Source organism: Pseudoduganella buxea (assembly GCF_009720835.1).
Classification (GTDB): Bacteria; Pseudomonadota; Gammaproteobacteria; order Burkholderiales; family Burkholderiaceae_D; genus Rugamonas; species Rugamonas buxea.
The window spans coordinates 32,381-46,642 of record NZ_WNKZ01000046.1 but is presented as its reverse complement, the minus strand read 5'-3'; the positions used below and the strand labels follow the sequence as shown (position 1 = coordinate 46,642).

9 protein-coding genes are annotated in these 14,262 nt (G+C 68.0%); 8 read left to right on the top strand and 1 reads right to left on the bottom strand.

Going from position 1 to position 14,262, the window contains the following annotated elements; all coding sequences use genetic code 11:
* From GM672_RS16085 to GM672_RS16060, 6 genes are all read left to right on the top strand, one after another.
* A partial coding sequence (locus GM672_RS16085; protein ID WP_229417770.1) for an efflux RND transporter periplasmic adaptor subunit occupies positions 1 to 1,335 on the top strand: 1,335 nt, incomplete at its 5' end.
* Complete coding sequence (locus GM672_RS16080) at positions 1,332 to 4,433, top strand: efflux RND transporter permease subunit (protein WP_155471549.1); 3,102 nt, start codon at positions 1,332 to 1,334, stop codon at positions 4,431 to 4,433. The genes GM672_RS16085 and GM672_RS16080, both read left to right, overlap by 4 nt.
* Positions 4,430 to 7,699 carry an efflux RND transporter permease subunit gene (locus GM672_RS16075; protein ID WP_170300097.1) on the top strand — a complete coding sequence of 1,090 codons (3,270 nt, stop codon included), beginning with the start codon at positions 4,430 to 4,432 and terminating at the stop codon, positions 7,697 to 7,699. Before GM672_RS16080 ends, GM672_RS16075 begins: the two co-directional genes overlap by 4 nt.
* The gene (locus GM672_RS16070) at positions 7,696 to 9,102 is read left to right on the top strand and encodes an efflux transporter outer membrane subunit (RefSeq protein WP_155471548.1); all 1,407 of its coding nucleotides are present in this window, start codon (positions 7,696 to 7,698) and stop codon (positions 9,100 to 9,102) included. The genes GM672_RS16075 and GM672_RS16070 overlap by 4 nt, the downstream gene beginning before the upstream one ends.
* A 105-nt stretch (positions 9,103 to 9,207) precedes the next feature.
* Positions 9,208 to 11,331: a S46 family peptidase gene (locus tag GM672_RS16065; protein WP_260098570.1), complete on the top strand. Its 2,124-nt coding sequence runs from the start codon at positions 9,208 to 9,210 to the stop codon at positions 11,329 to 11,331.
* Between the two features lie 234 nt (positions 11,332 to 11,565).
* On the top strand, positions 11,566 to 12,510 hold the full coding sequence (locus GM672_RS16060; protein ID WP_155471546.1) for an alpha/beta hydrolase: 945 nt from the start codon (positions 11,566 to 11,568) through the stop codon (positions 12,508 to 12,510).
* 4 nt (positions 12,511 to 12,514) lie between these two features.
* Here the strand turns inward: GM672_RS16060 and GM672_RS16055 are convergent, their stop codons facing one another.
* The gene (locus GM672_RS16055; protein ID WP_155471545.1) at positions 12,515 to 12,958 is read right to left on the bottom strand and encodes a DUF1810 domain-containing protein; all 444 of its coding nucleotides are present in this window, start codon (positions 12,956 to 12,958) and stop codon (positions 12,515 to 12,517) included.
* A 115-nt stretch (positions 12,959 to 13,073) separates the two neighbouring features.
* Here GM672_RS16055 and pnuC point away from each other — a divergent pair, with 115 nt between their 5' ends.
* Entirely contained in the window at positions 13,074 to 13,697 is a 624-nt protein-coding gene (pnuC, locus tag GM672_RS16050; protein ID WP_155471544.1) for a nicotinamide riboside transporter PnuC, read from the top strand.
* Entirely contained in the window at positions 13,694 to 14,221 is a 528-nt protein-coding gene (locus GM672_RS16045) for an AAA family ATPase (RefSeq protein WP_155471543.1), read from the top strand. Before pnuC ends, GM672_RS16045 begins: the two co-directional genes overlap by 4 nt.
* Positions 14,222 to 14,262: the final 41 nt, after the last annotated feature.

The window sequence follows — 14,262 nt, the reverse complement described above, 5'->3', positions numbered from 1 at the left end:
GGCGGCGGCGGCCGGCGCGGCGGTCCGGCCACGACGGTGGGCGTGGCCACGGCCGAACTGGCCGAGCTGCCCGTCACGCTCGATGCCCTCGGCACGGTGACGGCCGCCGCGACGACGACGGTGCGTCCCCAGGTCTCCGGCATCCTGCAGAAGGTGCTGTTCAAGGAAGGGCAACTGGTCAAGGCCGGCCAGGTGCTGGCCCAGATCGACCCGCGCCAGTTCGAGATGGCGCTGCTGCAGGCCACGGGCCAGCGCCAGCGCGACGAGGCCCAGCTGGAAAACGCCCGGCTGACCCTGGAACGCTACCGCACCTTGCTGTCGCAGGATTCCATCGCGCGCCAGGACGTCGACACGCAGGCGGCCCTGGTCAAGCAGTTGCAGGGCACCGTCATGACGGACCGCGCGGCCGAAGGCACGGCGCGCCTGAACCTGGGCTATACGAAGGTGATCGCGCCCATCACGGGCCGCGTGGGCCTGCGCGTGGTCGACGTGGGCAATCTCGTCAGCACGGGCGACACGGCCGGCATCGCCGTCATCACGCAGCAGTCGCCCATCGACGTCGAATTCGCCATTCCCCAGGACCGCGTGCCCGACATCATGGGCCGCGCCAGCACGGGCGCCGTCCTGCCGGCGGTGGCCTACGACCGCACCCGCACGGACGTGCTGGACGAAGGGCGCTTCTCGGCGCTGGACAACCAGGTCGACACGCAGACGGGCACCGTGATGGCCAAGGCCCGCTTCGACAACAGCAAGATGACCCTGTTCCCCCTGCAGTTCGTCAACGTGCGGCTGCAGATGCGCACCATCAAGGACGCCGTGATGGTGCCCGTGACGGCGCTGCGTCACGGTACCACGGGCGACTTCGTGTACGTGTTGAACACCGACCGCACGGTGGCGCTGCGCCAGGTCAAGCGGGGCCAGGCCACCGTGGAGAAGGTGCAGATCGTGTCGGGCCTGAAGGCCGGCGAGAAGGTCATCACGGAAGGCGCGGACCGCCTGACGGACGGCGCCAGGGTCACGCTGCCGGGTGACAAGCCGGGCGCGGGACGGGGCGGACAAAAAGGTGGCAGGGGTGGGGAGGGCGGTGGACGCCAGCGGGCCGACGCCGCTCCCGTGGCCACGGCGCCAGCAGGCACGCCGGACGTGGCGGCGGGCGCCGTCGGCAAGGACGCGGCGAAGATGCGCCCGCACCGCGCCGACGACACGGTCGCGCCCCGCAGCATGCCGGAAGAGGGCGGCCGCAGCGGGCAAGGCAGCGCGGCGGACCGCAGCAATAGCGCCCAGCCGAGCGCCGCACAGCCTTCCGCGCAACCGCAGGCGGGCAGCGCGCGATGAGTCCTTCGGCACCGTTCATCGGCCGGCCCGTCGCGACGTCGCTGCTGATGCTGGCCATCGTGCTGGCGGGCCTGGTCGGCTTCAAGTTTCTCCCTTTGTCGGCGCTGCCGCAGGTGGATTTCCCCACCATCCAGGTGCAGACCCTGTACCCCGGCGCCAGCCCGGAAGTGATGGCGCAGACCGTGACGGCGCCGCTGGAGCGCCAGTTCGGTCAGATGTCCGGCCTGCAGCGCATGAGTTCCACCAGCGCCGCCGGCGTCTCCGTCGTCACCCTGCAGTTCGGCCTGGGCCAGACGCTCGACGTGGCCGAGCAGGAAGTGCAGGCCGCCATCAACGCGGGCGGCTCGCTGCTGCCGACCGACCTGCCGGCGCCGCCCGTCTACGCCAAGGTCAATCCGGCCGACGCGCCCGTGCTGACCCTGGCCATCACGTCGGACACGATGCCGCTGACGGAAGTGCAGAATATCGTCAATACGCGCCTGGCGCTGAAGATCAGCCAGGTCACGGGGGTGGGTCTCGTCACCCTGTCCGGCGGCCAGCGACCCGCCGTGCGCATCCAGGCCGACACCCTGGCGCTGGCCAGCTACGGCCTGGGCCTGGACACCCTGCGCACGGCGATCTCGAACGCCAACGCCAACAGCGCCAAGGGGTCCTTCGACGGCCCGACCCGTTCCTTCACCATCAATGCGAACGACCAGCTGCTGACGGCGAACGACTACAAGAACCTGATCGTCTCCTACCGCAACGGCGCGCCGGTGCGCTTGTCGGAAGTGGCGAACGTGGTCGACAGCGCGGAGAACGTGCGCCTGGGTGCCTGGGCCAATATGAAGCCGGCCATCATCCTGAACGTGCAGCGCCAGCCGGGCGCCAACGTCATCGCCACCGTCGACGCCATCAAGACGCGCCTGCCCGAGCTGCAGGCCGGCCTGCCGGCCGCCATGCGCATGGACGTGCTGAGCGACCGCACGACGGGCATCCGCGCCTCGGTCGAACACGTGGAGATCGAACTGGTGCTGGCCGTGCTGCTGGTGGTGCTGGTGATCTTCCTCTTCCTGCACAGCGTGCGCGCCACCGTCATCGCCAGTCTGGCCGTGCCGATTTCCCTGATCGGCACCTGCGGCGCCATGTACCTCTTGGGCTACAGCCTGAACAACCTGTCGCTGATGGCGCTGACGATCGCCACCGGCTTCGTCGTCGACGACGCCATCGTCATGATCGAAAACATCGCCCGCTATATAGAAGAGGGCGAGACGCCGATGGTGGCCGCGCTGAAGGGTGCCCAGCAGATCGGCTTTACCATCATTTCGCTGACGGTGTCCCTGATCGCCGTGCTGATTCCCCTGCTGTTCATGGGCGACGTCGTGGGCCGCCTGTTCCGCGAATTCGCCATCACGCTGTCGATCACGATCCTGATCTCGGCCGTCGTGTCGCTGACCCTGGTGCCGATGATGGCGGGACGGTGGCTGACCAGCCACAAGGACGACGACCCGAACAGTTTCGGCGGAAGAGTCCAGCGCTTCTTCGACAAGGTGATCCACCATTACGACAATTCACTGCAGTGGGTGCTGGCGCGCCAGGGTTTGACCCTGCTGGTGGCCCTGGCCACCCTGGTGCTGACGGTGGTGCTGTACCTCCTGATTCCGAAAGGCCTGTTCCCCACCCAGGACACGGGCCAGCTGCAAGGGCGCATCGAAACGGCGCAAGCCGTGTCGTACACGCGCATGGCCGCCCTGCAGCGCCAGGCCGCAGAAAAACTGCTGGCGGACCCGGATGTCGAGTCGCTCAGCTCCTTCGTCGGGGTGGACGCCGCCAACAGCACGATGCTGCACACGGGCCGCATGCTGATCAACCTGAAGCGCGACCGGGGCGACCAGGCCGACACGATGGAACGCCTGCGCAAGCGGGTCGAGACAGTAGCCGGCGTGCGGATCTTCCTCCAGCCGACCCAGGACCTGACCATCGACGCCGAGACGGGGCCGACCCAGTTCCGCGTGTCGCTTGAAGGAGCCGATACGGCCACCGTGACGGAGTGGGCCAACAAGCTTACCGCGCGCATGGCGCAGAAGGCGCAGCTGCGCAACGTCACGTCGGACGCGGGCGCCACGGGCGCGGCGGCCTACGTGACGATCGACCGCGACACGGCCTCGCGCCTGTCCGTCACGGCCGCCGCCGTCGACGACGCGCTGTACAGCGCTTTCGGCCAGCGCATCGTGTCGACCATCTTCACGGAGACGAACCAGTACCGCGTGATCCTGGAAGCCCAGCCGGGCAGCCTGAATACGCCGGCCGCGCTGGGCGACCTGCAGATCCGCACGGGCAGCGGCAAGCCCACGCCCTTGTCGGCGATTGCCACCATCGTGGAGAAGCCGGCGCCGCTGCAGATCACGCACGTGGCCCAGTATCCGGCCACCACCCTGGGCTTCGACACGGCGCCGGGCATTTCGCTGGGCCGCGCGGTCGATTCGATCCGTGTGGCGGCCGACGAAATCGGGCTGCCCGGCTCCGTCACGTTGACCTTCCTGGGCGCGGCCGGGGCCTACCAGGCCTCGCTGTCGAACCAGCTGTGGCTGATCCTGGCGGCCGTCGTATGCGTCTACATCGTGCTCGGCGTGCTGTACGAAAGCTATATCCACCCGCTGACGATCCTGTCCACCCTGCCGTCGGCCGGCGTGGGCGCGCTGCTGGCGCTGATGCTCTCGGGCCAGGACCTGGGGGTCATCGGCATTATCGGCATCATCCTCCTGATCGGTATCGTCAAGAAGAACGCCATCATGATGATCGACTTCGCCATCGAGGCCGAACGCGATGGCGGCAAGGCCCCGCGCGAGGCCATCCACCAGGCCGCGCTGCTGCGCTTCCGCCCCATCCTGATGACGACGCTGGCCGCGCTGTTCGCCGCCGTGCCGCTGATGCTGGGCTGGGGCGAGGGCGCCGAACTGCGCCGGCCCCTGGGCCTGGCCATCTTCGGCGGCCTGATCGTCAGCCAGGTGCTGACCCTGTACACGACGCCCGTGATCTACCTGGCGTTCGACCGCCTGGGCCAGCGCTTCCGCAAGCGCGGCGGGCCGGCCGCGACGCAAGCCGGAGTGGCGCCGTGAACCTGTCGGAACCCTTCGTCCGGCGCCCCATCGCCACCGTGCTGCTGACCATCGGCATCGCGCTGGCGGGCATCGGCGCCTTCTTCGTGCTGCCCGTCTCGCCGTTGCCGCAGGTGGACTTCCCGGCTATCTCCGTCTCCGCCAGCCTGCCCGGGGCCAGCCCCGACACGATGGCCAGCAGCGTCGCCACGCCGCTGGAGCGCCGGCTCGGTGTCATCGCCGGTGTCAACGAGATGACGTCCAGTTCGTCCAGCGGCTCGACGCGGATCAACCTGCAGTTCGACCTGAACCGCAAGATCGACGCGGCCGCCCGCGAAGTGCAGGCTGCCATCAGCGCCTCGCGCGCCGACCTGCCGTCCACCCTGCGCAGCAATCCCACCTACCGCAAGGCCAATCCTTCCGACGCGCCCGTGATCATCCTGGCGCTGACGTCGCCCACGCGCACGCCGGGCCAGGTCTACGAGGCCGTGTCGAACGTCATCCAGCAGAAGCTGGCGCAGGTCAAGGGTGTCGGCGACGTCGAGATCGGCGGCGGCTCGCTGCCGGCCGTGCGTGTCGAGCTTCTGCCGTATGCGCTGAACCGCTACGGCGTGTCGACGGAGGATGTGCGCGCCGCCATCCAGGCCACCAACGCCAACCGGCCCAAGGGCGCGCTGGAAAGCGAAGGGCGGCGCCTGCAGATCTACTCGTCGCCCGGCACGGGCAGCGGCACCGGCCGGCCCACGGCGGCAGACTACCGCGACCTGGTCGTGGCCTGGCGCGGTGGCGCCGCCATCCGCCTGCGCGACGTCGCCACCGTGGAGGACGGCGCCGAGAACAAGAACACGCTGGGCTTGTACAACGGCGAGCCGGCCGTCATCGTGCTGCTGCGGCGCCAGCCCGATGCGAACGTCATCGAAACGGTCGACAGCGTGCGCGCGCTGCTGCCGCAACTGCAGGCGCAGCTGCCGCAGGACATCAAGCTGTCGGTGGCGTCGGACAGCACCAACTCGATCCGCTCCTCGCTGGCCGAGATCGAGCTGACGCTCGTCATCTCCATCGTGCTGGTGGTGCTGGTGGTCAGCGCCTTCTTGCGCAATGTGCGGGCCACCGTGATTCCCGCCATTGCCACCGTCGTGTCGCTGCTGGGCACCTTCGGCGCCATGTACGTGATGGGCTTCTCGCTGAACAACCTGTCGCTGATGGCGCTGACGGTGGCCACCGGCTTCGTCGTCGACGATGCCATCGTCGTGCTGGAAAACACGGCGCGCCACGTGGAGGCGGGCATGGACCGCTTCAAGGCGGCCCTGCTGGGTGCGCGCGAAGTGGGCTTCACGGTGCTGTCGATCAGCCTTTCCCTGGTGGCCGTGTTCATTCCCCTGCTGTTCATGGGCGGGCAGGTGGGGCGGCTGTTCCGCGAGTTCGCCGTGACCCTGTCGGTGGCCGTGCTGATCTCACTCGTCATCTCCCTGACGACGACGCCAATGATGTGCGCCTGGCTGCTGAAGGCCGAGCATGAGCGCAAGCCACCGGGACGCGTGTCGCGGGCCTTCGAGCGCGCTTTCCTGTGGATGCAGCGCACCTACGAACACGCGCTGGACTGGGCCCTGCACAGCGCCTGGCTGGTGATGCTGATCCTGGCCTTCGTCATCGGCCTGAACGTCTACCTGTTCGCCGCCGCACCGAAGGGCTTCTTCCCCCAGCAGGACACGGGCCAGCTGAACGGCGGCCTGCGCGCGGACCAGAGCATCTCGTTCCAGGCCATGCAGCAGAAACTGCGCCAGCTGGTCGATATCATCCGCAAGGACCCGGCCGTGGCCACCGTCGTCGGCTTCACGGGCGGCTCGCGTGCCGGCGGCGGCTTCATGTTCGTCAACCTGAAACCCGCCTCGGAGCGCACCGAATCGGGCCAGGCTGTGATCGCCCGCCTGCGTCCGCAGATCGCCAAGGTGACGGGCGTGTCGCTGTTCCTCAATCCCGTGCAGGATTTGCGCATGGGCGGGCGCTCCAGCAATTCGACTTACCAGTACACCCTGAAAAGCGATAACCGCGCCGACCTGCAGTCCTGGGCGACCAGGCTGGCCGCATCGATGAAGGGCCAGCCCGAACTGGCCGACATCGACACGGACCAGCAGGACAACGGCGTCGAAACTTTTGTCACCATCGACAAGGAGACGGCGGCGCGGCTGGGCATGTCCGTCAGGGACGTCGATAACGCGCTGTACAACGCCTTCGGCCAGCGCCAGGTGGCCACCATCTACGATGAGCTGAACCAGTACAAGGTGGTGATGGAAGTGGCGCCCGAGTATGCGCAAAGCCCGGAAGCGCTGAATGACGTCTACGTGCCGGGTACGGCGCCGGCGGCGAGCGCGTCAAGCACCGCCAACGAAGATTCCGCCAGCGGCGCCACCGCATCGGGCGGCAGCAACAGCACGGCCAATAACGCGCAGGGGCAGCGCGACACGTCGACGGGCTCCGCGCTCAGCACGGCCGTGTCGCCGATGGTGCCGCTGTCCGGCATTGCCAGCTTCGCCGAAAGTTCCACGCCCACCTCCGTCAACCACCAGGATGGCGAGCTGGCGACGACGATCTCGTTCAACCTGGCCGAGGGCTTCACCTTGAGCCAGGCGCAGGACGCGGTAAAACAGGCCGAAGCCGATATCGGCATGCCGAACAATGTGCGGGGCAGCTTCCAGGGCCAGGCGAAACAGGCCGAGGAATCGAACAGGCAGCAGCCCCTGTTGATCCTGGCGGCCATCGTCGTCATCTACATCGTGCTGGGCATCCTGTACGAAAGCCTGGTGCACCCCGTGACGGTGTTGTCCACCTTGCCGTCGGCCGGTGTCGGCGCCGTGCTGGCGCTGCTGCTGTTCCGCATGGAGTTTTCCATCATCGCGCTGATCGGCGTGTTCCTCCTGATCGGCATCGTGAAGAAGAACGCCATCCTCATCATCGACTTCGCACTGGACGCGGAGCGGGCCCGGGGCCTGACGGCGGTAGAGGCCGTGCGCGAAGCGTGCCTGCTGCGCTTCCGCCCCATCCTGATGACGACCCTGGCCGCCGCCCTCGGCGCGCTGCCGCTGGCCATCGGCTTCGGCGAAGGGTCGGAACTGCGCCAGCCGCTGGGCATCGCCATCATCGGCGGCCTGGTCGCCAGCCAGCTGCTGACGCTCCTGACGACGCCGGTCGTCTATATCCTGCTCGACAAGCTGCGCACGCGCAGCCCCGACGAACACAAGCTCGCCCGTCCCCACGACGGCCCGGGCGCATCGCCTTCGATACCATGAACAACAAGAAGATTTCCTTTCCACGTGTGCGCCTTGGCGCCATCGCATTCGCGGCACTCCTGCTGACCGGCTGCGCCATCGGACCAAAGTATGAAGTGCCTGCCACGGTTGCCCCTGCCCAGTTCAAGGAGGCGCAGGGCTGGGTCGCCGCCGCGCCGGCCGATGCGCTGGAGCGTGGACCCTGGTGGACCCTGTTCGGCGACGCCACCCTGAACGAGCTGGCCGGCGCCATCGACATCGACAACCAGAACGTGGCTGCCGCCGCCGCTTCGTATGCCCAGGCGCGTGCCGTGGTGGCGGAGCAGCGCGCGTCGCTGTTCCCCGTGGTCAGCCTGTCCGGATCGGGCAACCGCTCGGGCGGCGGCAACGCGCGCGCCGCCAACGACTACCGCGTCAGCATCGGCGGCAGCTGGGAGCCCGATATCTGGGGCTCGCTGCGGGCCGGCGTCACGGGTGCGCAGGCCAGTGCCCAGGCCAGTGCCGCGGAGCTTGCGTCCGCGCGCCTGTCCGCCCAGGGCGAGCTGGTGGCGAACTACATCGGCCTGCGCCAGGCCGACGCCCAGCTGGCGCTGCTGGCCACGACGGTGGAAGGCTACCAGCGCGTGCAGCAGATCACGCAGAACCGCTTCGACGCGGGCATCACGGCCCGCTCCGACCTGCTGCAGGCGCAGACGCAGCTGGCCAGTGCCCAGGCCGACCGGCTGACCGTGGTGCGCCAGCGCGCCGTGTACGAACATGCCATCGCCATCCTGCTGGGCAAGGCACCGGCCGACTTCAGCCTGGCGCCCGCGCCTTGGACCCTGGCCGTGCCGGACGTGCCGCTGGGCGTGCCTTCGACCCTGCTGCAGCGCCGGCCCGACATCGCCGCCTTCGAACGCCGCGTGGCCGTCGCCAACGAACAGATCGGCATCGCCCGCGCCGCCTACTTCCCGTCGCTGAACCTCTCGGCCTCGTACGGCTATGGCGCCAGCCAGGCGGGTGGCCTGTTCAACGCTTCGAACAACCTGTGGTCGCTGGGCGTGTCGGCGGCGCAGGCCATCTTCAATGCCGGCGCCATCTCCGCGCGGGTCGAGCAGACCCGCGCCGCGCGCGACGTCACCATCGCCCAGTACCGCCAGACGGTGCTCAATGCCTTTGCCGACGTGGAGGACCAGCTGGCCGCCACGCGCGCGCTGGCGCAGCAGCAGGACCTGCGGCGCGCCGCCTCGGAGGCGGCCGACCAGGTCGAGCAGCAGATGATCAACCGCTACCGGGCCGGCCAGGTGGGCTACAGCGAAGTGGTGACGGCGCAGGTGACGGCTCTGAATGCCCGGCGCGCGCTGGTGCAGGTGCAGGCGGACCGGCAGACGACGGCGGTGGCCCTGATCCAGGCGCTGGGCGGAGGGTGGCACACCCCGGAATGAAGTGGGCCCCGTGGCCAAAAAGGCATTTTCACATGGTGGAAGTGGGCTTATACTGCCGTGGCCACAATATTTGGGGGAACCATCTTGTCGTTTACAAAACTCGTTTTGCCAGCTGCGCTGCTCGCCGCCTTCGGTACCACCCAGGCGGATGAAGGCCAGTGGCAGCCGCACCAGATGCCGCAACTGAAGTCCGAACTGCAGCGCATCGGCATGCAGATTCCGGCCGAACGCATCGCCGACCTGTCGAAGCACCCGATGAGCGCCATCGTCTCGCTGGGCGGCTGCTCCGCTTCCTTCGTGTCGCCGGACGGCCTGGTGGTGACGAACCACCACTGCGCCTACGGCGCCATCCAGCGCAACTCCACGGCGCAGAAGAACTATATCGCCAACGGCTTCCTGGCCAAGACCCGCGGCGAGGAGCTGCCGGGCGGCCCGAACACGCTGGTCTACGTGACGGACAAGGTGGAGAACGTCAGCGCACGCGTGCTGCAAGGGCTGGACAATGTCGGCGGCCGCGCGCGCCACGAGCAGATCGAACGCCGCGTGAAGGACCTGATTGCCGAGTGCGAGACCGACAAGGTGTACCGCTGCTCGGTGCCGGCCTTCCACCGGGGCCTGGAGTACTACCGCATCCGCCAGATGATGATCCGCGACGTGCGCCTGGTCTACGCGCCGTCCGACACGGTCGGCAACTACGGCGGCGATATCGACAATTATGAATGGCCACGCCACACGGGCGACTACTCCTTCCTGCGCGCCTACGTCGGCAAGGATGGCCGCCCGGCCGACCCGTCGCCGGACAACGTGCCCTACAAGTCGAAGGATTTCCTGGTGGTGTCGGCCGAAGGCCTGAAGGCGGGCGACCCCGTGCTGCTGGCCGGCTACCCGGGCCGTACCAGCCGCTACAAGCTGCCGACCGAAGTGCGCTTCGCCCAGCGCACCAGCTACCCGGCCCAGGTGGCCGAGTACCAGGCCGACCTGGACACGATTGCCGCCGCCACCAAAGCCAAGGCCGATGACGAAGTGCGCTACGCGTCGGTGGTCAAGTCGATCAACAACCGCATGAAGAAGACCCAGGGCCTGCTGGACGGCTTCGCGCGCAAGGACATTGCCGCCATCAAGGACGTGCAGGATGCCGAGTTCCGCGCCTGGTACGGCAAGCAGCCGGGCGTGTCCCAGGCCATGCTGGCCGAGCTGGATGCGGCGATCGCCGCCGACATGGCGCTGGAGCAGGAGCTGTTCGCGTGGAACGTGGCGACCAACAGCGACCTGCTGAAAAGCGCGCGCACCCTGTACCGCCTGGCGCAGGAACGGGCCAAGCCGAACGCCGAGCGCGAAGCGGGCTACCAGGAACGCGACCTGACCTTCATCAAGGCCCGCCTGACGCGCCTGGAACAGTCGTATGTGGCCGGCGTCGACCAGGCCCGCTTCGTCGCCGGCCTGCAGCGCTATGCGAAGCTGGCGACGCGCCCGCAAGGACTGGACCCGCTGCTGCCTGCCGCGGCCGACGTGCCCAAGCTGTATGCGAACACGAAGCTGGGCGATACCGCCACCCGCCTGGCATTGCTGGACAAGGATGCCGCCACCCTGGCAAAGTCCGACGACGCCTTTATCCGCCTGGCCATCAAGCTCGATGCCATCGACCGGGCACTGGAGAACCGCTCGAAGGAAGTGGACGGCAACCTGGAGAAGGTGATCCCGCAGTACATGAGCGCCGTCATCGCGTGGAAGAAGTCGCAGGGCAAACCGGTCTACCCGGACGCCAACTCCACCTTGCGCGTCACCTACGGCACCGTATCGCCTTACTCGCCGAAGGACGGCATCACGAAGGGCCCGTTCACGACGGTGGAAGGCATCGCCGAGAAGCACACCGGCAAGGAGCCGTTCAACGCCCCGGCCGCACTGCTCGATGCCGTCAAGGCCAAGCGCTACGGCCAGTTCAAGGACCCGGTCCTGGGCACGGTACCCGTGAACTTCCTCTCGAGCGCCGACACGACGGGCGGCAATTCCGGCTCGGCCATCGTCAACAAGCGCGGTGAGCTCATCGGCCTGAACTTCGACTCCACCTACGAGTCGATCACGAAGGACTGGTACTTCGACCGCGACATCACCCGCGCCATCCACCTGGACGTGCGCTACATGCTGTGGGTGATGAAGGAAGTCGACCATGCCGACAATCTGCTGAAGGAAATGACGATCAAGTATCCTCGCAAACAAGCGGGCAACTAAGCGGGCAACTAAGCGGGCAACTAAGCGGGCAACTAAGCGGGCAAATAAGCGGGCAAATAAGCGGGCAAACAAGCCGCCGGCTCGTATCGATGAAGAACCGCCATTCGCGAGGATGGCGGTTTTTTTTTGCGCCGGCATCGTGACAATTGGCGAGAATTAAGCGTGCCTGGGAAACCTATACTGGCGCTGCGCTGCCGACCCGCGCAGCGGCCACCTTGCCAGGAGATGAAGACCATGCCCGTTACCAAACCCCTCGCATTGACTGTCGCCCTTGCATTTGCCGCCGGTGCATGTGCCGCCCCGACCGAGACGGCCATCCGGCTAGACGCCGACGGTGCCATCCACGGCAGCCTGCTGCTGCCCGATGGCGCGGGGCCCGCCCCGGTGGTGCTGCTCATCGCCGGCTCCGGCCCGACGGACCGCGACGGCAATGGTCCCGGCTTGAAGAACGACAGCCTGCGGCAGCTGGCGCAAGCGCTGGCGGCGGCCGGCGTGGCCACTGTACGCTATGACAAGCGGGGCATCGCCGCCAGCGCGCCGGCCGCACTTTCCGAGGCGGATCTGCGTTTCGAGCACTATGTGGACGACGCGGCGGCGTGGGTGCGCAAGCTCAAGGCCGACCGGCGCTTCACGAAGACCGTCGTCGTCGGTCACAGCGAGGGTGCCCTGATCGGCATGCTGGCGGCCGGCGCGGCAGGCGCCGATGGCATGGTGTCGCTGGCGGGGCCGGGCCAGCGCGCATCGAACGCCTTGCGCGGCCAGTTCGCGGGCAAGCTGCCGCCGGGCCTTGCGGCGCACAGCGAAAGAATCCTGGCTTCCCTGGAGCAGGGCAAGCCGGCCGGCGACGTGCCGCCGGAACTGGCCATGCTGTATCGCCCCAGCGTGCAGCCTTACCTGATTTCCTGGTTCCGCTACGATCCGGCGCGGGAGTTCGCCCGGTTGAAGATGCCGGCGGTCGTGATCCAGGGCAGCACCGATTTCCAGGTGGGCGTCAAGGATGCGTTCACCTTACAGCAGGCCCGACCCGGCACGGCGCTGGTGGTCGTGCCGGGCATGAACCATGTGCTGAAGATGGCGCAAGGCGACGGCCAGGCCCAGGCCACGGCGTATGCGACGCCGGATGTGCCGCTGTCGCCGAACCTGGTATCGGCGGTGGCCCGCTTCGTCCAGGCACGTTGACCGGTCAGCCGCGCAGCAGCGCCAGGGTGGTGCCGTCCGGCTTGCCGCCGTAGAAATTGTCGAGCGCCTTGCGGAACAGGGCGTTGTCGTGGGTGGCGCGGCAGAACAGCGTCATCGACGAATGGAATTTCTGCGCGTCGACGTCGCCCAGGATGCGGACGATGGGCTGGCCGGCATGGCTGTTGACCAGTTCCGTGCATTCGCACAGCCGGGTGCCCAGCACGTCGTCGGCCAGGTAGGCACGCGCCACGGCCAGCGAGGCGATGCCGTAGAAGCGGCTCGTTTCCGAGTGGCCCAGGCCGCGCAGCTGGGGAAAGATGAACCACATCCAGTGGCTGCGCTTGCGGCCGTCGCACAGTTCGCGCAGGACCTGGCCGTAGACTGGCGCCTGGGCCGTGACGAAACGTTCCAGGTCGAGGTGGGTGGCGCTGTCCGGATTGGCGTACATGCTGGTCTCCCATGGCTGGGCGTCGGCCCGGGCCGATAGTGTAGCCCAATGCCGGCCGGGGCGGCGCAGGGCACGCCGGCGTGGCATAATCCTGCGTCCTCATCGGCGCTATGCAATGAACCAATCCCTGATCCTTTTCGGCCTTGCCACCACCCCGCTGGAGCTGCTCTCCTTCGTCCTGTCGATCGTCACCGTGTGGCTGAACATCCGCCAGAACCACTGGGCCTGGCTGTTCGCGATCCTGTCGTCGGCCATGTACGGCGCCGTCTTCTTCGAATCGAAGCTGTATGGCGACATGGGCCTGCAACTGGTGTTCATCTCCGTTTCCGTGTGGGGCTGGTACCAGTGGCTGCACGGCGACGACCGCCACGAACGCCTGCCCGTGACGGCGCTGACGTGGCGCGGCAGGGGCGTCGCCGCCCTGGCGTGGCTGCTGGCCTTTGCCGTGCTGGCGTGGTTCCTGCGCTCGTTCACCGACACCGACGTGCCGGTGTCGGACGGCTTCCTGACGGCGGGCAGCCTGGTGGGGCAGCTGCTGTTGTCGCGCAAGCGGCTGGAGAACTGGCACGTGTGGATCATCGTCGACGTGCTGTATGTGGCGCTGTACGTGCACAAGGGCCTGATGCTGACGGCGCTGCTGTACGGCCTGTTCGTCTTCATGGCCATCGCCGGCCTGCAAGCGTGGCGGCGGTCGATGGAGGGCGATGCCGTCGGCAGCGCGGCGATGGTGCTGAAATGACGGCCTTCGGCGGCCAGGCCATGCGGGTGGCGATCGTCGGCAGCGCGTCCTCCGGCAAGACCACGCTGGCGCAGGCCCTGGCCCTACGCTACGAGTCCGTATGGGTGCCCGAATACCTGCGCGAATTCGTCGAGACGCGGGGACGTGTGCCGGTGGAAGCAGACCAGCTGCATATCGCCCAGACCCAGGCCGCGCGGGAAGACCTGGCGGCCGCGCGGGCCGGGCGCTTCGTGTTCTGCGATACGACGCCGCTGATGACGGCCGTCTACAGCCGCCATTATTTCGGGCGCATCGACGACGCGCTGGCGCAACTGGCGGCCAGCCGCCGTTACGACGTCACGTTCGCCTGCGCGCCGGACATCCCGTGGCAGCCGGACGGCCTGCAGCGCGAGCCGGAAGACCAGAGCGCCGCCGTCAACACGATCCTGACGGCCGAGCTGATCTCGCGCGGCATCGCCCACGTGCGCATCCACGGCCCGTTGGAGCAACGCATGGCGCAGGTCGAGGCCGTGCTCGGCCGCTGATCGGTTCGCCGCGCATTCGGTGTCTGACGCCGAATGCGCGG